Here is a 19,643-nt window from a genome sequence, read left to right on the forward strand (position 1 = left end):
GGGGCCGGTACCGGGACGGTGGGGCCGGAGTCGGCCGGCCGGCCGCCCCGTAAACTTGGCCCAATGCACGACGAACTGCGCGCCGCCCTGGCCGGCCTGCTCGACGGTCTGCCGCCCAAGCAGGCCGCGCAGGCCGTCGAGCGGCTGATCGCCAACTACCGGGGCACCACCCCCACCGACGCCCCGGTCCTGCGCGACCGCGCCGATGTCGCCGCGTACGCCGCCTACCGCATGCCCGCCACCTTCGAGGCCGTACGGGCCGCGCTGACCGCCTTCGCCGTCCGCGTCCCGGACTGGTCCCCGGCCACCCACATCGACATCGGCGGCGGCACCGGCGCCGCCACCTGGGCCGCGGCCGCCACCTGGCAGGGCCACCGCAGCACGGTCCTGGACTGGGCGCAGCCCGCGCTCGACCTGGGCCGCGAACTGGCCGCCGGGGTCCTGCCGGACACGCAGTGGCAGCGGCAGGTCATCGGGGAGGGCCTGACCGTGCCGGAGGGCACGGACCTGGTCACCGTCTCCTACGTCCTGGGCGAGCTGCGCCCCGACGCCCGCCGCGCCGTGGTCGAGGCGGCGGCCGCCGCCACCTCCGTCGTCCTGATCGAACCGGGCACCCCCGACGGCTACCTCCGCATCCGCGAGGCCCGCGACCAGCTCATCGCGGCGGGACTGCGGGTCGTCGCGCCGTGCCCGCACAGCGACACCTGCCCGATCGCCGTCGGCGAGGACTGGTGCCACTTCTCGGCCCGGGTCAGCCGCTCCTCGCTGCACCGCCAGGTCAAGGGCGGTTCCCTCGCGTACGAGGACGAGAAGTTCAGCTATGTCGCGGCGACCACCCTCGACGCACCCGCCGCTCCCTCCCGGATCGTCCGCAAGCCCCAACTCCGCAAGGGCCAGGTGCTGTTGGACCTCTGCACGGCGGAGGAGGGGCTGCGGCGGACCACCGTCACCAAGCGGCACGGCGCCGACTACCGTGCCGCCCGGGACGCGTCCTGGGGTGACGACTGGGCCTGACGCGCCGCCGCCACCCCATCCGGCACACCACGTGCCGCAACCGGCAACGGCTCCTGCCTCGGGCCACCCCGCCGCGGGGTGCCGGTGACGGCTGTGCCTGACCGGCCCGTCCGGCCCGCTTACCGGGCCCCTCGCTCCTCCCGTAGTTTCCGCAGCAGCTCGCGCCGCTGCGCCTGCGGATCGGGGCGCCCTCCGGTGGCGTGTCCGCGCTGCCCGCCGCCGCGCAGTGCGCCGCGGGAGAGCTTGTTGCGGGTACCGCCGACCCCCAGCATGCCGCCTGCGTTTCCCTTGCTCATGGTCTGTCCTTTCGCCGGCCGTTAGGCGAGACGGTTCGTCTCGCTCGACATCGAGCATGAGGCAAGACGCTCCGTCTCGTCAAGGGGCATTAAGACGATACGTCTCGCCTTACCCGCCGGATAGGCTTGATCCATGGCCAACAAAGCAGCTCCCGACGCCTCCCGCCGCAGCGAACGTTCCCGCCGCGCGATCTTCGACGCCGCCCTTTCGCTCGTCGGCGAGGTCGGCTACGACAAGCTCACGATCGAAGGCATCGCCTCCCGCGCGGGCGTCGGCAAGCAGACGATCTACCGCTGGTGGCCCTCCAAGGCCGCCGTGCTGCTGGACGCCTTCACCGCCGGCGTCGACGAGTACTCCACGCAGGGCCTGCCGGACACCGGCGACCTGGCCGCGGACCTGAAGTCCGTGCTGCGCGCGACCGCCGACGAGTTCAACGATCCGGTGTTCCAGGCCCCCTACCGCGCCCTCGCAGCCGCCGGCGCCAACGACGAGGAGCTCTCCCGCACCTTCGTCGCGCGGCTGATGGAACCCGGCACCCTGGTCTATGTCGAGCGGCTTCGGGCGGCGCAGGAGGCGGGCGAGGTGGCCGCCGGTATCGATGTGCGGGTCGCCGTCGAGATGCTGCTGAGTCCCTTCTCACAGCGCTGGCTGATGCGCACCGGCGAACTGACCTACGACTACGTCGACACCCTGGTCGACCTGGTGTTGCGCGGTCTGCGGCCACGCGACTGACCGGCCCGGCGAATCGCCTCGATAGTGGCAATTGCCGGGATTCACCCCCCGTTCACCCGTCATTCGTTCACCCCGGATCCGGGCACCGGTCACCCGGGGCGCAGGATGGTGGCAGCATTGATCCCAGACCACCGCTCGAAGTGAGGGGATAGATGGACCGCAAGAGCAGGTTCTCCCAGTGGCTGCGCCGCCCGAAGAGCGGATCGGACGGCGGCGATACGGACACGGGATCGACGGCTGCGCGCGGCCGTGAGGACCTGCTGCTGGCGGCGGCCGACGCGGGCTTCCCCGTCGCCCCGGCGGCGCACCCCTCCGGCTACGGCTGTTCCTGTGAACGCATCGGCTGTCCCACCCCCGGCCGGCATCCCGTCTCCTTCGGCTGGCAGACCGTCGCCACCACCGACCGCGACAAGGTCGCCGCCTGGGTCCGTACCCTCCCGCAGGCCAACTTCATCACCGCCACCGGCATCGCCCACGACGTGCTCGACGTCCCGGTCGAGGCGGGCCGCAGCGCCCTGGGCCGGCTGGAGGCGGCGGGCATCGACGTCGGCCCGGTCAGCCTCAGCGGCGCCGGCTTCGGCGACGGCCGGATGCTGTTCTTCACCGCCACCCGCGGCACCCCGGACGACGAGGACGAGTGGTGGCCCTGCGAGCTGGACTGCCACCCCGAAACCCTGGACGAACACCCCGGCCTGCGCTGGCACTGCCGCGGCAGCTACGTCCTCCTGCCCCCCTCGACGCTCCCCGGCGAACAGCCCGCGGTGACCTGGCTGCGCGGTCCCGAGCTGCCGCTGCCCGACCCGCTGACCCTGCTGGAGTCGCTCACCGACGCCTGCGCACAGTTCCTCGAGGGCGCACCCGACCACGAGTCGGCGGCCTGGCCGATCGGCCGCTGAGCCTGCCGCGAACCCCCGGCGTACGGCAAAGGGGCCGCCGGACCACCGACGGCCCCGTGCCGGGCGGCTCCCGCCCGGCACCACGGCGGATGACGGCGGGCTACTTCGCCCTCAGCGACGTCTGCGCAAACACCCGGTAGAGGAAATCGATCTTGCCGCCGGCGCTCTTCGCCGGCACCTTGACCGCCTGCGACGAGATGTTGGAGATCTCCATCTGGGTGGTCTGCTTCTTCATCGGGCCCTGCACTATCCCCCGCAGCTCCTTCGGCACAGTGATGATCATCCCCGGTGCCACCGTCTTCTGCTGGTGGTAGTACGTCGCGAAGAACACCAGCGCCCCGCCGTCCTTCGTCCGCAGCGCCACCGGCGGGAACGCGGCCGCGGAGTCCTCGTACTGGATCCGGGTGCCCGCTCCGTTGGCGTCCCTGAGCCGCTGCGCCCGCCAACGGTCGGTGTCCGGGCCGGGAGCGAAGACATCGCCCTTGCCGCTGCCGAGATAGTCCGCGTAGGTCTTGCTCAGCTTGCCCGGGTCCACCGTCAGACCGGACCCGCCGCCCACCGGGACCGACTCCGCGAAGCCGTCCTTGATCTCGAGCTCGGGCGCCTGGTTGTTCGCGAACGTCGCCTGGTACGTCACCCGCCACGGCGCGTCGATGCCGTCCCGGCCGAACACCAGGTACCAGCGGATGAAGTCGCCGTTCTTGGACCTGATGTTGGTGACCACGTCCGCGAGGAACGACCGCGGCCAGCCCGTCTGCTTCGGAATGGTGAAGTTCGCGTCCTTGAACGTCACCGGCTTGTAGTTCGGGGAGCCCTGCGGCTGCTCGCCGTGCGCCGCCTTGACCTTCGCCTGGTCGAGGACGAGCATCGGCCCGGCCTCGTACGACGGGTTCAGCTTGGGGTCGAGCGTGCGGCGGAGCTCGTTGAAGCCGCCGAGGAAATGCTGCAGCGCCTTGCCGGCGTCAGCCTTCGTCACCGCGGGCAGCTTCTCCCGCTCGCCGTGCACCGTCATGCACCCGCTCAGTATCAGCATCGCCGCCGCTGCCGACGTCAGTGTTGCGGGCACCCGGAACGGCGACCTGCGTGTCATGGGGCTCGGGCTCCTTCGGGGCGACCGGGGCGGACTGGGCGGCCGCCGGGGTGGCACGATTCGGCGCCACCCTACCGGGGGAGAGGAAGAACCCGAGCGTGGGGACCAGATACAGAGCCCACACCGTGACCTGAAGGACGGTCGGGTCCGGCTGGAAGTTGAAGATGCCCTTCAGCAGCGTGCCGTACCAGCTGTCGGCCGGGATCTGCGCGCTGATGTCGAACGCCTGGGCGCTCAGGCCCGGCAGGATGTCCGCCTCCTGCAGATCGTGGAAGCCGTACGCCAGCACGCCCGCCGCGACGACCACCAGCATCCCGCCGGTCCAGGTGAAGAACTTTGCCAGGTTGATCCGCACCGCGCCGCGGTAGAACAGCCAGCCCAGCACCACGGCCGTCAGCAGGCCCAGCAGCGCCCCGATCAGCGGCCGTACGCCGTCGTTGGCGGACTGGGCGGCCGTCCAGACGAACAGCGCGGTCTCCAGGCCCTCCCGGCCCACCGACAGGAAGGCAGTGACCACCAGTGCCACGGTGCCCATCTGGAGCGCCGCGTCCAGCTTGCCGTGCAGTTCCTTCTTCAGATGCCGCGCGGTACGCCGCATCCAGAAGACCATCCACGTCACCAGGCACACCGCGATGACCGACAGCGAGCCGCCCAGCGCCTCCTGTGCCTGGAACGTCAGCGTCTGCGAACCGAACTGGAGCGCCGCGCCGAACGCGAACGACAGCACCACGGCGAGCGAGATGCCGATCCAGACCGGCCGCAGCGCCTCCCGCCGGCCCGTCTTGACCAGATAGGCGATGAGGATGCAGACGACGAGGCTGGCTTCCAGGCCCTCGCGCAGACCGATCAGGTAGTTGCCGAACACGCCGGTTCCCTCCCTTTCTTCATGGTGATGACGCCGGACGTGGGACGCCGGACGTCGGACGTGTCAGGCGAACAGCTCCCGGCCCCACCAGTCGTCCGCGTTCCGGACACCCGGAGGAACCGCGAAAACGGCCGAACCCACGTGCTGGATGTATTCGTTGAGGGCGTCGTTGGCCGCCAGCTTCTGCTGCACCGGGACGAAACCATGACGGACGTCGCGCTGGTAGGCGAGGAAGAACAGCCCCGCGTCCAGCCGCCCGAGGCCGTCCGTACCGTCGGTGAAGGAGTAGCCGCGGCGCAGGATCCGCGCCCCGCCGTTGGCGTCCGGGTGTGCGAGGCGTACGTGCGCAGTCGGCAGCATCGACTTCAGATGCGGCTCGTCCCGCTCGCGCTTCTTGCCGACCGGCGCACCCTCGCCCTTGTCCCGGCCGAAGATGTCCTCCTGCTCCTGGAGCGAGGTGCGGTCCCAGGTCTCGATGTGCATCCGGATCCGGCGCGCGACGAGGTACGAGCCGCCGGCCATCCAGCTCTCGTCACCCTTGACGTCCTTCTCGCCGACCCACACATGCTTGTCCAGCGCCGCGGTGTCGGTGCCCGCGATGTTCCGGGTGCCGTCCTTGAAGCCCATCATGTTGCGCGGGGTCTGGGCGTCCGGCGTCGTCGACGACGTCTTGCCGAAGCCGAGCTGCGACCACCGGATCGCTATCTTCCCGAAGCCGATCCGCGCCAGGTTGCGGATCGCATGCACCGCCACCTGCGGGTCGTCCGCGCAGGCCTGCACGCACAGATCGCCGCCGCTGCGCGCCTTGTCGAGGTTGTCGCCGGGGAACTTCGGCAGATCGATCAGCGCCTGGGGGCGCCGCTTCTTGATGCCGAACCGGTCCTTGCCGTCCTTCTCGAACAGCGTCGGCCCGATGCCGAAGGTGAGGGTGAGCCGCGACGGGGGCAGGCCCAGTGCCTCGCCGGTGTCGTCCGGCGGCGCCTCCGCGAGCCCGCCGACCGCGCCGTCGCCGACCGCATTGCCTGCGGTCATCCGTGCCGCCGCCTTCGTCCACTCCTTCAGCAGCGCGATGAGCTCATCGCGGTCATCCGTCGTGACATCGAAGGCGGCGAAGTGCAGCCGGTCCTGGACCGCGGTGGCGATCCCGGCCTGGTGCCTGCCGTGGAAGGCGACCGCGGCACCCGCCGTCGCATCCGCCGCGGCCGGCTGGGCGTCGCTGCCCGTGCGCAGCGCCGCCGCCGTACCGCCGGCCGCGACCGCGCCCAGCGCCAGCCCTGCACCGCCCCAGCCCAGCAGCGACCGCCGCGAGGGCGTGCGCCCGGCCGATCCGTCGTTCGTCTCGTCGTGGGACATCCGACGTCCTTCCTCCCCTGCCTGTACCGGACTTACTTGGTGACGGCCACTGCGGCGGCCAGCTTCGACAGCGGCTCGGCCAGCGCATTGACGTTGTCGGACAGCGTCTTGCGCTCGCCCTTGCCGACCGTGTCGTACGAGGCGAAACCGTCGGCGGACTTGCTGTCGCGGTGCTTGTCGAGCTGCCCGAGGATCGCCTCGAACTGCTTGTCCAGCTCCTTGACCAGCGCCGGATCGTTCTTCTTGGCGACCGGCTTCAGCAGTTCGTACGCCTTCTGGGCACCCTCGACATTCGCGTGGAAGTCGATCAGGTCGGTGTGGCTGTAACGCTCTTCCTCGCCGGTGACCTTGCCGGTGGCCACCTCGTCGAGCAGCTCCTTGGCGCCGTTGGCCATGGTGGTCGGGTTGATGACGGCCTTGCCGACCCGTCCCTGCCAGTCCTTGAGGTCGGTCATCAGCTGGTCGGCGAGCTTCTTGTCGTCCCCGGAGATCTTCTTCTTCTCCCACAGGGACTTCTCCAGCTTGTGCCAGCCGGTCCACTTCTGGCCGCCCGCCAGGCCGTCCTCACGGGTGTCGACCTTGGGGTCGATGTTGCCGAACGACTCGGCCACCGGCTCGGTCCGCTCCCAGCCCACCCGCGACAGCGCATAGGTCTTCTTCGCGGCCTCGACGTCCCCGTCCTTCACCGCGTCGACGAACTTCTTCACCTTCGGGATGGTCTGATCGGCCTGCTCCTGGGCGTACTTGCGGTACGCGGCGACCGCGGCGTCCAGCTTCGGGCTCCGCTTGACGGCCGCCCCCTTGCCGGTCGCCTTCACCTGCTGGCGGATGCCGTGGCCCTTCATACCGGGCTTGCACGCCACCTCGTACGCACCGGGCTTGATCTCGGCGGTGATCTCGACCTTGGTGCCCGGCCCGATGTTCTCCCGCTCGGTCACGATCCGGTCGCCGGGCGCGTAGACATACACCTCGGTGACCGTGGAGCCCTTGTTCTCCACGGCGAACTGCACATGCCCGGCCGGGAACTCCTTGGCCGAAAGCGTGCACTCGCTGTCGGTGGCGGTCACCTCGATCGTGCCCTTGCCGCCCGTGCTCTTGCCGTCGCTCTTCTCGGCGCAGCCGGCGACGGCGGTCAGGGTCGTGGCCACGGCAATGGCGGCGACGACGGAGGAGCGGTGGGCTCGCATACGGGACTCCAGGCGGGCTCGGGCGGTGCACAGACGGGGACGGACGGTGGGGGGCGTCACTAAGGCAGCCCTAAGTTATCTGAGGCTTACCTGGTTCTTCCCACCCTGGCGAGTGATCCCGCTCTCACGGACAACGGCCTGATTACGGATTGGGGCGTCCCCGGTCACGGAATCGTCATGGATGAGTCAAGGTAAGGGGTGTCGTCTGCGTCGGGTCATGACCGGTGCTATTCGGCCACAGGGGCGGCGGGCGCGCCGGTCCGCCGGGCCCTACATGATCACAAACGCGGGAAACGACTGCTGCGGAAGCCCCGGTTGGCGTTGAATACGAGGATGAGCGATGCGGCGACGACCGATGCGGCAACGGCCGATACCGGGAAGATCGAACTGCAGGTGATCCGTGTGTTCTGCGGCGGCGACGGTGGGGGCGGCAACCCCCTGGGCGTCGTACGCAACGGCGCCGCGTGTCCGGCCGGGGCGGACCGGCAGGCCCTGGCCGCCCGGCTCGGCTTCAGCGAGACGGTGTTCATCGACGACGAGGACCGGGGCGTGGTCGACATCTACACCCCGAGCGCCCGGCTCCCGTTCGCCGGCCATCCGCTCGTCGGCACGGCGTGGCTGCTGCGCCGCTTCGGGCGCCCGGCGGCGGTGCTGCGGCCGCCTGCGGGTGAGGTGGCGGTCACCCACGACGGGGAGTTCACCTGGGTGCGCGGCCGGCCGGAGTGGGTGACCGGGCGCCGGACCGAGGAATACGGGTCCCCCGGCGAGGTCGATGCGCTGCCCGCGCCGCCGCCGGGCGCGGGCTGGCTCTACGCCTGGGCCTGGCGGGACCGGGCGGCCGGCGCGGTACGGGCCCGTGGCTTCCCGCGCCGCGGCGACGGGATCACGGAGGACGAGGCCACCGGCGCCGCCGCACTCACCCTCACCCATCAGCTGGGCCGCGCCCTCGACATCCGCCAGGGCGCGGGCTCGCAGATCCTGACCCGGCCGCGGCCGGACGGCGCCATCGACCTCGGCGGCCGCGTCGCGCTCGTCGAGGCTGCAGAGGCCACTGAGGCCGGGTGACCGGACGCCGGCGCGCCCGCCCCGCACCCGGTCAGGCGCTCAGCGGGAACTCCTCGCCCAGCTCCCGGAAGACGGCGCTGTTCAGCGCGAACGCCCGCTTGCACTCGTCGACCACCCGCTGCTTCTCCAGGTCGTCCACTGGCAGGGCGTCCAGCAGCGCGCGGTATTCGCGCTTGAAGGCGGCGGGGTTGTCTATGTCCTCGAAGACGTAGAACCGCACGCCGTCGCCCTTGCGCGCGAAGCCCCAGGTCTTCTCGGCCGTACCGCGGATGATCTGGCCGCCGGAGAGGTCGCCGAGATAGCGGGTGTAGTGGTGGGCCACATAGCCGGCCGGCCATGCGCGGGCGCAGGTGCGGACGCGGTCGGCGTAGGCGGCGGTGGCGGGCAGCGGCTCCAGGCCGCTGTGCCAGGAGGGGCCGCCCAGGTGGGCGAGGTCGCGCTCCAGCGCGGCGGTGCGGGCGAGCTCGGGGCGGATGAAGGGGCCCGCCACCGGGTCCCCGGCCAGCGTCCGGGAGGTCTCCTCCAGCGCGCGGTAGACGAACCACAGCTGCTCGGTATAGCGCCGGTAGGCCGCGACCCCGAGCCTGCCGCCGAGGAGGTCGCTCATGAACGAGGAGTTCTCGGCCTCGACGTGCTGCTCGTGTGAGGCGGTGCGGATGACCGTCGAGAAGGGCGAGGGCGACGGGGTCGGGCTGGGCGCTGCCAAAGGGGCCTCCGGGGCCGAAGGGGGCGGGCGGGAACGGGGGCGGCCGTTCTGCTGCCGCGACCTGTTTCCGACAACCTGTCGGTAACCAGCCTACTCCCGTTCCCGACGCCCTGTCGGTAAAATTCGGCCCACCTTCGGTCCGGATCCAGCCGTGCGCCGGCCCGCCTGGGCCCCGGCCGCGTCAGGGCAGGGTGAGGATCTCGGTCCCCGTCTCCGTCACCACCAAGGTGTGCTCGAACTGCGCCGTCCGCTTGCGGTCCTTGGTGACCACGGTCCAGCCGTCCTCCCACATGTCGTACTCGTGGGTCCCCAGCGTCAGCATCGGCTCGATGGTGAAGGTCATGCCGGGCTTGATGTCGGTGGTGTGGTGCGGGCTGTCGTAGTGCGGGACGATCAGGCCGGAGTGGAAGGCGGAGTTGATGCCGTGCCCGGTGAAGTCGCGGACGACTCCGTAGCCGAAGCGCTTGGCGTACGACTCGATGACCCGGCCGATGATGTTGATCTGCCGGCCCGGCCGGACGGCCTTGATCGCGCGGTTGAGCGCCTCCTGGGTCCGCTCCACCAGCAGCCGGGACTCCTCGTCCACCTCGCCGCACAGATAGGTGGCGTTGTTGTCGCCGTGCACACCGTTGATGTACGCGGTGACGTCCAGGTTCACGATGTCGCCGTCCTTGAGGACGGTCGAGTCCGGGATGCCGTGGCAGATGACCTCGTTGAGCGAGGAGCACAGGGACTTGGGGAAGCCGCGGTAGCCGAGCGTGGACGGGTAGGCGCCGTGGTCGCACATGAACTCATGGGCGACCCGGTCCAGTTCATCGGTCGTGACACCCGGCGCGATGTGCGTGGCGGCCTCCGCCATCGCCTGCGCGGCGATCCGGCCGGCGATCCGCATCTTCTCGATCGTTTCGGCGTCCTGCACCTCGGGCCCGGTGTACGGCGCGGGCGCGTCCTTCCCGACGTACTCGGGGCGCGGGATCGAGGCGGGGACAGGGCGGGTGGGGGAGATCTTCCCCGGGACAAGAAGCGACTGGCCAGACATGCCAGCGAGTGTATCCGCGGGCCATCGGGCAGGATGGCGGCACCGGAGAGACCCACAGGAGGCGGCAATGGCGCTGTTCAAGAGGCGTACGGAAGGCAAGCCGGGCGAGTGGTACTACTGCCTCAAGCACGCACGGGTCGAGGAGGGCCCCGAATGCCGGGCCGCCGACCGCTTCGGCCCGTACGCCAGCCAGGAGGAAGCGGCCCACGCCATGCAAACGGCACAGGAGCGCAACCTGGAGTGGGAGACCGACCCCAAGTGGCACGACGGCGGGAAGCGGGGCGAGGGGGAGGACGGCGAGCGCGCCTAGGACCTGTCCTGGACGCCGTGGGACGTCCGACGTCCCACGGCGGACCCGTCCGCCACATCGGATCCGCTCCCCCCGCCGGTTCCGCTCTCCTGCACGGCGGCGCTGGCCTGCCGCTTGCGCCGCGCATGCTCGTCCGTCCTCGCGTCGTACGCCATCAGCTTCGGCAAGGTGAGCGCCAGCAGCCCCACCGCGCCGAAGCACAGCACCCCGCCGGCCCAGACCGACGTGCGTACGGACGTCAGCGCCGCCATTCCGCCGGCCCGGAGCTGGCCCAGCTGGGGGCCCACCGAGTACGACAGCAGCTCGATCCCGGCCAGCCGGCCGCGCAGCTCGTCGGGGATGGTCTGGTTCCACATCGCCGAGCGGAAGATGCCGCTGACCATGTCGCAGGAACCGGCCAGGGTCAGCAACAGCAGCACCAGCCAGACGTCGTGCAGCTGCCCGGCCGCGGCGACCGCCAGGCCCCATCCGGCCGCCGCCAGCGCGACCGCCCGCCCCTGGCGGTGGATCCGTGAGGTCCAGCCGCTGGTCAGGCTCACGACCGCGGATCCGGCGGGCAGCGCGGCGTACATCAGTCCCAGCGCCCAGGGGGCGTCCAGCTCGTCGGCGAGGAAAGGGAAGATCGCCAGCGGGAAGGCGAAGAGCATCGCGGCCAGGTCGATGGCATAGGTGCCCAGCAGTTCCTTACGGCTCCAGGCGTAGCGCGCGCCCTCCGCGATGCCGCGCAGCGACGGCCCGGCGGCGTCGTGGGAGGCGGGCGACGGGGCCAGCTTCCGGGCGAGCAGTACGGAGACCGCGAAGGTGGCCGCATCGGCGGCGTACGACCAGCGGAGCCCGGCGTACGCCAGCAGCCAGCCGGCCACCGCGGGGCCCGCGATGCTGCCGATCTGCCAGCGCAGCGAGTTGAGGGCGGCGGCCGCGGCGAGCTGGTCGTGCGGGACGATCCGCGGCACGATCGCGTCCAGCGCGGGGCGCTGCAGAGCGGTCAACGCGCCGGCGGCTGCCGCGATGACGTACAGCGGCCACACCAGGGGGTGCGGCAGCAGGCTGTTGAGCAGCAGGAGGACGGACGTCAGACCGAGCGCGGCCTCGGTACGGACGATCAGCCGACGGCGGTCCAGGGCATCGGCGAGCGCGCCGCCGTACAGGCCGAAGACGATCAGCGGGACGAGTTCGACGGCGCCCAGCGCGCCGACCGCGAGCGTGGAGCCGGTCAGCTCCTTGAGCTGGAGCGGCAGGGCGACGAGGGTCAGCGAGCTGCCGAAGATGGTGATCGCGCCGCCGCACCACAGGAGGCGGAAGTCGCGGGATGTGCGCCAGGGGGCCAGGTCCGGGAGGAGGGCGGCCGCGCGGCGACGGGCTCGGGACGGGGGGGCGGTCGGGGGTCACGGGCCACCATCGTGCGCGGCCTTGCAGGACGCCGCAAAGGATTTATCCGCAAGGGACCGGTTGCACAGGCAGCTTGGTCAGGGGCCCGCGGCGGTCCGTCCCCGCCGCGGCTCAGGCGGCGTTCACCACCGCGGCGGAGGCGGCGCGGTCAGCCCGTCGGCGAGCCGGGCCAGCCGGTCGCGGAAGCGGCGCCGGGGGGAGCCGGCGAGCGTGGCGGGCAGGCCGTTCTCACCGGCGGCGGCGCTGACCAGGTGCTGCACGGTGTCGAGACCGAGGTCCTCGGTCCGGTCGTCGTCGCCCGCCGGGGCGGCCAGTGCGTCATGCGCCAGGGCGTGCAGATCGCGGTCACCGCCGTCCAGCGCCAGCACCGTCGCGCCGTTGCGGCGTGCGTCGTGCACCCGCTCCAGCAGCCCGGCGCCGGGCTGCTCCGGCGTGACGACCAGCAGCGTCGCGCCGCGCCCGGCGGCCTCCAGCCGCCCCAGCCCCACGGACAGATGGGCCGGCGCGCCACCGGGGACGCGGTGCCGTACGAGGGTGGGTGACAGCTCCGGCAGCCCCGACCAGGCGGCCTCGTCGTCCAGATGGGCGGCCAGATGCCAGGGCTCGTACGCGGCGCTGCCGACCAGCAGCAGCCCGCCGTCGTGCGCGGCGACCGAGGCCCGCAGCGATCCGGCGAAGCGGCGGGTGGACTGGATCCACTCGGTTCCGGCGAGGACCTCACGCAGCAGCGCGACCCGTACGGCATCCATGGCCCGCATCCTGCCGCGGCCCACCAGCGCTTCGTTGCCGTTTCAACGGGCGTCACCCGTACGGGCCCGGCGCACCGGCGGCAGCCCGGCGGCGGTGAGCCGACGTCCCACGTCCGACACCGCCTCCTCGCCCAGCGGGATCTGCGGAAACGCGGTCGCCTGGTGGCCGATCACGCCGAGGAGCCACAGTGCCGCCTTGAAGGAGCCCAGCGCCGCGGAGCTGCGGCCCATTTCGTCCTCCGGGCCGATGCCGGTCATGGAGAACAGCCCGACCAGCCGCTCCTGTTCGGCCGCCGCCCCCGCCCAGTCGCCGGCCCGCGCGGCCTCGTAGAGCCGTACATAGCCCGCCGGATCGACATTCCCGAGGCCCGGCACGACGCCGTCGGCGCCCGCCAGCAGGGCGGCGTCCACGGTGAGTTCGGAGCCGGTGAGGACCGAGAAGGCGGGCGCGGGGCCCCTGCCGCGGGCGGTGCGGCCGCCGAGGCCGACCAGCAGCCGGCGCAGCGCGCCCTCGTCACCGCTGCTGTCCTTGAGCCCGGCGAGCGTGCCGTCCTCGGCCAGCTCGTGCACGAGGGACAGCGGCAGCTTGCCGTGTACCGCCATGGGGATGTCGTACGCGAAGACCGGCAGGCCGGCCTCGGCGCGCAGACGGCGGAAGTGGGCGGCGATCTCGCGCGGGTGGGTGCGGGTGTAGAAGGGCGCGGTGGCGACGAGGGCGTCGGCGCCCAGCGCGGCGGCGGCCGCGGCGTGGTCGAGGACGCGTGGGGTGGTGGTGTCGATGACCCCGGCGAGCACCGGGACCCGGCCGTCCGCGGTCTTGACGACGGTTTCCAGGGCGGTGGCGCGCTGGGCGTCGGTGAGGTAGGCGACCTCACTGGTGGAGCCGAGCGCGAACAGCCCGTGGACACCGCCGTCGAGGAGGTGGGTCACCAGGCGGGCGAGGGAGGCGGTGTCGACCTCGCCGTGCGGGTCGAGCGGGGTGCAGACGGGCGGGATGACGCCGCGCAGCGGTGCGGGGAGTGCCATGGGGGCTCCAGTGGCTCCGGGATCGGTTCCCACATCGGTCACCGTGCCCGTTCCCGCGTCAACGGGGGCCGTCAACAAGGTCCGCCGACGGACGCCGTTACGGGGTAACGGCCGTACGTTACGTGGGACGTGGGATGTCGTGCGTCTGGCCACACTAGACGCGTGCTCCGGCGGCCGGCCAAGGGGCGCGCGGTCCAGGGGCCGAACGGGGCGGGGGCACGTCCGGATGCGGGACAGGGAGGGTGACCATGACACCCGAAGGTGACCTGCCGTCAGCACCTCGCGGTCTACGAGGCGCTGAAGGCGGGCGACGGCGAGCGGGCGGTGACGGCCATGCACCGGCGCTTCGGCGGCCTCCGCAACGGCCGGCCAACTGGCCGGGCCCCGCCGCCGGGCCGTTCACCGCGATTTCACCCGGTGTCAGGCGCCCCTTTGCCGACACGAAATCGGCCGATGTCGGGTGCCTTGACGGTCAGTTGGGCCCTCTTTATGGTCGCCGCAGGACAGGGGACATCCTACGTCCGGCCGTTGGGGGTGACCCGTGGTGGACGAGAGCGACGTGCGCGCCGATGCCGACGGCGCTGAACTGTCAGTGCCGTACCGGGCCGGAACCGAGGGGTACACGAGCTTCCGGATTCCGGCGGTGGTGCGGGCGCGCTCCGGGGCCGTACTGGCCTTCGCCGAGGGCCGGGTCACCTCCGCCTCCGACACCGGCGACATCGATGTCGTCCTCAAGCGCTCCACGGACGGCGGCCGCACCTGGGGCCCGCTCCAGGTCCTCGCCCGCAACGGCACCGGCACCGCCGGCAATCCCGCCCCGGTCGTCCTCGCCGGCGGCCGGGTGCTGCTCCTCATGGTCCACAACGCCGCCGACGCCACCGAGGACCGGATCCGCCGCGGCCAGGTCCCGCCCGCCGACGGCCGCCGGGTGTGGATCCAGCACAGCGACGACGACGGCGCCACCTGGAGCCCGCCCCGCGAGATCACCGACCAGACCAAGCGCCCCGAATGGCGGTGGTACGCCACCGGCCCCGGCCATGCGCTGCGGCTGCGCCACGGCCCGTACGCCGGACGTCTCGTCGTCCCCGCCAACCACTCCACCCCGCCCATGGCCCCCGGGGACACCGGCACCGAGGCCCGCTACAACGGCGGCCACGCCCTGCTCAGCGACGACGACGGCGCCACCTGGCGCATCGGCTACACCGACGGCGACACCCACCCTTCGGTGGCGCCCAACGAGACCACCGCCGCCGAACTCCCCGACGGCACGCTCTACCTGAACACCCGCACCGAAACCGCCGCGCCCTGGCACCGGGCCGACGCCCGTTCGGGCGACGGCGGCGAGCGTCTCCTCGCCCCTTTCCGCCCGCAGGCGGGTCTGGCCGGACCGGTCTGCCAGGGCAGTCTGCTGCACCTCGCCGACCGCGACGAGCTGCTCTTCGCCGGGCCCGCGCACCCTTCCGCGCGCGCCCTGCTGACCCTGCGCACCAGCCGCGACCGCGGCCTGACCTGGCGGTGCACCCGTACCGTCTCCGGGCTGCCGGCCGCCTACTCCGACCTCGTACGGCTGGACCCGGCGAGCGTCGGACTGCTCTACGAGACCGGCGACTTCAGCGCCTACTCGACGATCACCTTCCGCCGCATCCCCGTGGAGGAGCCCGCATGACCAGCCATGACCTGCATCGCAGATCGGTCCTCGGCGGGGCGGCCGCCGTCGCCGCCGGCTTCACGCTCGCCGGCTGCGGCGACAGCGGCGGCGACGACCACCCCGCACCCAGGGAACGCAAGAAGGGCCAGAAGATCGAGCTGACCTTCTGGTCCTGGGTGCCCGGCATCGACAAGCCCGTCGACCTGTGGAACCGCAAGAACCCCGACGTCCAGGTCACGGTCGAGAAGGTGTCGGCCGTCGACGGCGAGCAGTACGCGAAGATGCACGCCGCCATCAAGGCGGGCAACCCGCCCGACCTGGGCCAGATCGAGTTCCCGGTGATCCCCAGCTTCCTCCTCGACAACGGACTGCTCGACCTCGCCCCGCTCGGCGCCGCCCGCCACAAGGACAAGTTCTTCGGCTGGCAGTGGCAGCAGTCGGTGTTCGGCAAGGGCATCTACGCCATCCCCCAGGCGTCCGGCCCGATGGGTCTGTTCATCCGTCAGGACCTCTTCGAGAGGTGGGACGTCCAACCTCCCACGACTTGGGACGAGTACGAGGCAGCCGCCAAGAAGATCCGCAAGAAGGGCGCCTGGATCGAGACGTTCTCCGCCACCAACGGCAACCGCCTGGCCGGTCTCGCCTGGCAGGCGGGAGCCAAGTGGTACGACACCAAGGGCGACACCTGGATCATCGGCATCGACGACGAGCCCACCCGCAAGGTGGCCGACTACTGGGAGGCGCTCGTCAAACAGAAGCTCATCAAGACCATCCCCGACCGGCAGAACGCCTGGTACAAGGATCTGCAGACCGGCGCCATCGCCGCCTGGGTGGGCGCCAGCTGGGGCGATGCGCTGCTGGTCGGCAACGCGCCGGGCACCAAGGGGAAATGGCGGGCCGCGCCGCTGCCGCAGTGGGAGAAGGGCGGCAGGACGTTCGCCAACTGGGGCGGCTCGACCACCGCCGTCTTCGCCAAGGCGCACTACCCCAAGGACGCCCTGGACTTCGCGGTCTGGCTCAACACCGACCCCGAGTCGATCGGCCTGCTCATCGACGGCGGCTATGGCTTCCCCAGCGCCAAGAAGGGCTATGCCACCGCCGACCTCGACGTCGACAAGCCGTTCTTCGGCGGCCAGGAATACAGCAAGATCTTCGCGGACGCGGGGGCACACGTCGACACCAGCTGGCAGTGGGGCCCCGGCGTCGACACCCTCTACCAGCGCCTCGGCGACGCCTTCACCGACGCGCTCGGCACCGGCGCCTCCTTCCGTTCCGTCCTGAAGAAGGCCCAGGGCCAGACCGTCGCCGACCTCAGGGGCAAGGGCCTGAAGGTGGAGAGCGGCGCGTGAGCGAGCGAAGCAAGGGGGTCCCCCCGGCCGAAGGCTGGGGGAGAACCATCAGGAGGTGCGCGCCTCGCGCATGCGAGGCCGAGCGAAGCGAGGTGTCGGCATGAGCCGGGACACCCTCAGCCGCCCGGAGCCGGTCGCTCCACAGCGGAGGGACGTCCGACGCCGGACGTCCCGGGTCTCGCGCACCGAGGCCCGTAACGCCCGCGCCGCGGCCGGCTTCGTCCTGCCCTTCCTCGCCCTCTTCGCCCTCTGCTTCATCGCGCCGATCGTCTACGCCGTCTACCAGAGCCTGCACAAGACGGAGCGCACCGGCCCGCTCGGCCTCGGCGGCCAGGAACACGAGGCGTTCGCCGGCCTCGCCAACTACGCCCACGCGCTCTCCGACGACCAGTTCCTCGCCGGCTTCGGCCGGGTGCTGCTCTTCGGCGCCGTCCAGGTGCCGCTGATGATCGTCCTCGCCACCGCCCTCGCACTGCTCCTGGAGAGCGCGAGCGCCCGCGGCATCCCGTTCTTCCGGAGCGCCTTCTTCCTCCCGTACGGCGTCCCCGGGGTGATCGCCTCGATCCTGTGGGGCTTTCTCTACGTCCCCGGCATCAGCCCGCTGGTGAAGCTCGCCCAGTCCGCGGGCTGGGACGTGGACTTCCTCGCCCGCGGCACCGTCCTGTGGTCCATCGCCAACATCGTCACCTGGCAGTTCACCGGCTACAACATGCTGGTACTGATCGCCCAGCTCAAGTCCGTGCCCGGCGAGCTGTACGAGGCGGCGCGGATCGACGGGGCCAACGCCTGGCAGGTCGCCCGCCACATCAAACTCCCGCTGATCCGCCCCGCGCTCGTACTGACCTGCGTCTTCAGCATCATCGGCACCCTGCAGCTGTTCGCTGAACCCAAGGTGCTGCGCCCGCTCGCGACCTCCATCGACACCGGATTCACCCCCAATCTGCACGCCTACAGCGAGGCGTTCGTCGGCAACAACCAGCATGTGGCGGCGGCCGAGGCGGTGCTGCTCGCCCTGGTGGCGTGCGTGCTGTCCTTCGGCTTCCTGCGGCTGGTCGGCGGGCGCGATAAGGAGCGCGGATGACCCGGCCCCCGGTCCGCTACCGGATCATCACCGCCTCCCTGCTGACCGTCGCCGCGCTCTACTTCCTGGTGCCGGTCTACTGGCTGGTCGTCTCGTCCACCAAGTCCAGCGCCGACCTCTTCGGCACCTTCGGCTTCTGGTTCTCCGGCCACCCCCGCCCCCTCGGCAACCTCGCCGACGTCCTCGCCTACGACCACGGCATCTACGCCCGCTGGTTCGCCAACTCCCTGCTCTACGCGGGGATCGGCGCGGTCTGCGCGACGCTGCTGTCCGCCGCGGCCGGCTATGCGCTGGCCAAGTTCCCGTTCCGCGGCCGGGAGGCGGTCTTCAACACGGTGCTCGCCGGGGTCCTCGTCCCGGGCACCGCGCTCGCCCTGCCGCTCTACTTCCTCTTCAGCTCGATGGGTCTGGCCAACACGTACTGGGCGGTGCTGATCCCCAGCATGGTCAGCCCGTTCGGCGTCTATCTCTGCCGGATCTACGCCGCCGCCGCGGTGCCCGACTCGCTGCTGGAGGCGGCGCGGATCGACGGCGCCGGCGAGGCCCGGATCTTCGGCCGCCTCGGCCTGCGGATGATGACCCCGGCGCTGGTCACCGTCTTCCTGTTCCAGTTCGTCCACATCTGGAACAACTACTTCCTGCCGCTGGTGATGCTCTCGGACTCCCGCCTCTACCCCATCCAGCTCGGACTGACCTCCTGGATCGGCTTCTCCGACCGCAAACCGGTGCTCTACCAGTACACGGTGGGCGGTGCGTTTCTGTCCGTGGTGCCGCTGATGGTGCTGATGCTGGTGCTCCAGCGGTACTGGCGTACGGGGCTGACGGAAGGCAGCGTGAAGGCGTGACCGCCGTGGCCTCCGTCACCCCCGCGGCCTCCGTCACCCCGCCCCCTGCGGCCGGACCGGCGTGACAGTATCGCTGTCATGACTACTTCTGACGCTGCCAGCTCCCCGAACGCCGCGACCCGCGCCAAGGCCGCTCTCAAGCGCGACCCCTGGGACCTCCCGGACGTATCCGGCCTGGTCGTCGGCGTCCTCGGCGGCACCGGCGACCAGGGCCGCGGCCTGGCCTACCGGTTCGCCAAGGCCGGCCAGAAGGTGATCATCGGCTCCCGGGCGGCGGAGCGCGCACAGACCGCCGCCGACGAGCTGGGCCTCGGCATCGAGGGCGCGGAGAACGCCGAATGCGCCCGGCGCAGCGATGTGGTGATCATCGCCGTGCCCTGGGAGGGCCACGGCAGGACCCTCGAGGCGCTGCGCGGGGAACTGGCCGGCAAGCTCGTCATCGACTGCGTCAACCCGCTCGGCTTCGACAAGAAGGGCGCCTACGCGCTCAAGCCGGAGGAGGGCAGTGCGGCCGAGCAGGCCGCCGCCCTGCTGCCCGACGCGCGGGTCACCGCCGCCTTCCACCACCTGTCCGCGGTGCTGCTCCAGGACCCGGCCGTCGAGCAGATCGACACCGATGTGATGGTGCTCGGCGAGTCCCGCGCCGACACCGACCTGGTCCAGGCGCTGGCCGCCCGCATCCCCGGCATGCGGGGCGTGTACGCCGGCCGGCTGCGCAACGCCCACCAGGTCGAGTCGCTGGTCGCCAACCTGATCTCGGCCAATGTGCGGTACAAGGCCCACGCCGGTCTGCGGATCACCGACGTCTGATTGTCGGCTGTCCCGCCGTGGGGGGTTGTTCGCCGTTGCGCCTGGCGGTGGGCGGGGGTTGTTTGTCGGCCGCGGTGCCGGCCCTCCGGGCTTCGTCCTGCGGTCCGTCCCCTCCCGACGGTGGGGGTGAGGGGGCTCGGTGGGGGCGAGCGTCCCACTCCCACTGCGCGTGCGTACGGGCTTACGTCCACC

The 19,643-nt window shown here is 71.6% G+C and carries 20 protein-coding genes; 10 read left to right on the forward strand and 10 right to left on the reverse strand.

Going from position 1 to position 19,643, the window contains the following annotated elements; all coding sequences use genetic code 11:
• Positions 1-63 precede the first annotated feature (63 nt).
• Positions 64-1,014 carry a small ribosomal subunit Rsm22 family protein gene (locus ADL29_RS19245; RefSeq protein ID WP_046928336.1) on the forward strand — a complete coding sequence of 317 codons (951 nt, stop codon included), beginning with the start codon at positions 64-66 and terminating at the stop codon, positions 1,012-1,014.
• Positions 1,015-1,133: 119 nt separating this feature from the next.
• Here ADL29_RS19245 and ADL29_RS44155 read toward each other — a convergent pair whose 3' ends face one another.
• Complete coding sequence (locus ADL29_RS44155; protein WP_169795245.1) at positions 1,134-1,310, reverse strand: DUF6243 family protein; 177 nt, start codon at positions 1,308-1,310, stop codon at positions 1,134-1,136.
• A gap of 133 nt (positions 1,311-1,443) precedes the next feature.
• On the opposite strand from ADL29_RS44155, the gene ADL29_RS19250 reads away from it, so the two are divergent.
• Positions 1,444-2,043 (forward strand): TetR/AcrR family transcriptional regulator, encoded by a 600-nt coding sequence (locus ADL29_RS19250; RefSeq protein WP_053924887.1) that lies wholly within the window; start codon positions 1,444-1,446, stop codon positions 2,041-2,043.
• A gap of 152 nt (positions 2,044-2,195) precedes the next feature.
• Positions 2,196-2,939, forward strand: coding sequence for a bifunctional DNA primase/polymerase (locus ADL29_RS19255; protein ID WP_046928338.1), 744 nt, complete (start codon positions 2,196-2,198; stop codon positions 2,937-2,939).
• Positions 2,940-3,039: 100 nt separating this feature from the next.
• On the opposite strand, the gene ADL29_RS19260 is transcribed toward ADL29_RS19255, so the two are convergent.
• The 4 genes from ADL29_RS19260 to efeO form a co-directional block, all read right to left on the reverse strand.
• Positions 3,040-3,951 carry an SCO2278 family lipoprotein gene (locus ADL29_RS19260; RefSeq protein WP_053924888.1) on the reverse strand — a complete coding sequence of 304 codons (912 nt, stop codon included), beginning with the start codon at positions 3,949-3,951 and terminating at the stop codon, positions 3,040-3,042.
• The gene (gene efeU, locus ADL29_RS19265; protein WP_046928340.1) at positions 3,902-4,894 is read right to left on the reverse strand and encodes an iron uptake transporter permease EfeU; all 993 of its coding nucleotides are present in this window, start codon (positions 4,892-4,894) and stop codon (positions 3,902-3,904) included. The genes ADL29_RS19260 and efeU overlap by 50 nt, the downstream gene beginning before the upstream one ends.
• A 63-nt stretch (positions 4,895-4,957) precedes the next feature.
• A complete protein-coding gene (efeB, locus tag ADL29_RS19270; RefSeq protein WP_046928341.1) occupies positions 4,958-6,247 on the reverse strand; it encodes an iron uptake transporter deferrochelatase/peroxidase subunit in 1,290 nt (429 codons plus the stop codon).
• Between the two features lie 32 nt (positions 6,248-6,279).
• Positions 6,280-7,434: an iron uptake system protein EfeO gene (efeO, locus tag ADL29_RS19275; protein WP_053924889.1), complete on the reverse strand. Its 1,155-nt coding sequence runs from the start codon at positions 7,432-7,434 to the stop codon at positions 6,280-6,282.
• A gap of 333 nt (positions 7,435-7,767) precedes the next feature.
• Between efeO and ADL29_RS19280 the strand changes: the two genes are divergently transcribed.
• Complete coding sequence (locus tag ADL29_RS19280; protein WP_053924890.1) at positions 7,768-8,499, forward strand: PhzF family phenazine biosynthesis protein; 732 nt, start codon at positions 7,768-7,770, stop codon at positions 8,497-8,499.
• Positions 8,500-8,530: 31 nt separating this feature from the next.
• On the opposite strand, the gene ADL29_RS19285 is transcribed toward ADL29_RS19280, so the two are convergent.
• Positions 8,531-9,205, reverse strand: coding sequence for a biliverdin-producing heme oxygenase (locus ADL29_RS19285; RefSeq protein ID WP_053924891.1), 675 nt, complete (start codon positions 9,203-9,205; stop codon positions 8,531-8,533).
• 181 nt (positions 9,206-9,386) lie between these two features.
• On the reverse strand, positions 9,387-10,244 hold the full coding sequence (gene map / locus ADL29_RS19290) for a type I methionyl aminopeptidase (protein WP_046928344.1): 858 nt from the start codon (positions 10,242-10,244) through the stop codon (positions 9,387-9,389).
• A 67-nt stretch (positions 10,245-10,311) separates the two neighbouring features.
• On the opposite strand from map, the gene ADL29_RS19295 reads away from it, so the two are divergent.
• A complete protein-coding gene (locus ADL29_RS19295) occupies positions 10,312-10,554 on the forward strand; it encodes a hypothetical protein (RefSeq protein ID WP_053924892.1) in 243 nt (80 codons plus the stop codon).
• Here ADL29_RS19295 and ADL29_RS19300 read toward each other — a convergent pair.
• The 3 genes from ADL29_RS19300 to ADL29_RS19310 form a co-directional block, all read right to left on the reverse strand.
• Positions 10,551-11,882 (reverse strand): MFS transporter, encoded by a 1,332-nt coding sequence (locus ADL29_RS19300; protein WP_078971128.1) that lies wholly within the window; start codon positions 11,880-11,882, stop codon positions 10,551-10,553. The two genes, ADL29_RS19295 and ADL29_RS19300, sit on opposite strands and share 4 nt — an antisense overlap.
• Before the next feature lie 183 nt (positions 11,883-12,065).
• Positions 12,066-12,692: a hypothetical protein gene (locus ADL29_RS19305; RefSeq protein WP_053924893.1), complete on the reverse strand. Its 627-nt coding sequence runs from the start codon at positions 12,690-12,692 to the stop codon at positions 12,066-12,068.
• A 42-nt stretch (positions 12,693-12,734) separates the two neighbouring features.
• Complete coding sequence (locus ADL29_RS19310) at positions 12,735-13,718, reverse strand: dihydrodipicolinate synthase family protein (RefSeq protein WP_053924894.1); 984 nt, start codon at positions 13,716-13,718, stop codon at positions 12,735-12,737.
• Positions 13,719-14,262: 544 nt separating this feature from the next.
• Here ADL29_RS19310 and ADL29_RS19315 point away from each other — a divergent pair.
• The 5 genes from ADL29_RS19315 to npdG all read left to right on the forward strand — a co-directional run bounded on the left by ADL29_RS19315 (position 14,263) and on the right by npdG (position 19,451).
• Positions 14,263-15,384: a sialidase family protein gene (locus ADL29_RS19315; protein ID WP_245689522.1), complete on the forward strand. Its 1,122-nt coding sequence runs from the start codon at positions 14,263-14,265 to the stop codon at positions 15,382-15,384.
• Positions 15,381-16,715 carry an ABC transporter substrate-binding protein gene (locus ADL29_RS19320; RefSeq protein ID WP_053924895.1) on the forward strand — a complete coding sequence of 445 codons (1,335 nt, stop codon included), beginning with the start codon at positions 15,381-15,383 and terminating at the stop codon, positions 16,713-16,715. The genes ADL29_RS19315 and ADL29_RS19320 overlap by 4 nt, the downstream gene beginning before the upstream one ends.
• Positions 16,716-16,815: 100 nt before the next feature.
• Entirely contained in the window at positions 16,816-17,796 is a 981-nt protein-coding gene (locus ADL29_RS19325; protein ID WP_053924896.1) for a carbohydrate ABC transporter permease, read from the forward strand.
• Positions 17,793-18,641, forward strand: coding sequence for a carbohydrate ABC transporter permease (locus ADL29_RS19330; protein WP_053924897.1), 849 nt, complete (start codon positions 17,793-17,795; stop codon positions 18,639-18,641). The genes ADL29_RS19325 and ADL29_RS19330 overlap by 4 nt, the downstream gene beginning before the upstream one ends.
• Positions 18,642-18,719: 78 nt before the next feature.
• Positions 18,720-19,451 carry an NADPH-dependent F420 reductase gene (npdG, locus tag ADL29_RS19335; protein ID WP_053924898.1) on the forward strand — a complete coding sequence of 244 codons (732 nt, stop codon included), beginning with the start codon at positions 18,720-18,722 and terminating at the stop codon, positions 19,449-19,451.
• Positions 19,452-19,643 lie beyond the last annotated feature (192 nt).

Origin of the sequence: Streptomyces chattanoogensis (genome assembly GCF_001294335.1) — a bacterium.
GTDB classification, from domain to species: Bacteria; Actinomycetota; Actinomycetes; order Streptomycetales; family Streptomycetaceae; genus Streptomyces; species Streptomyces chattanoogensis.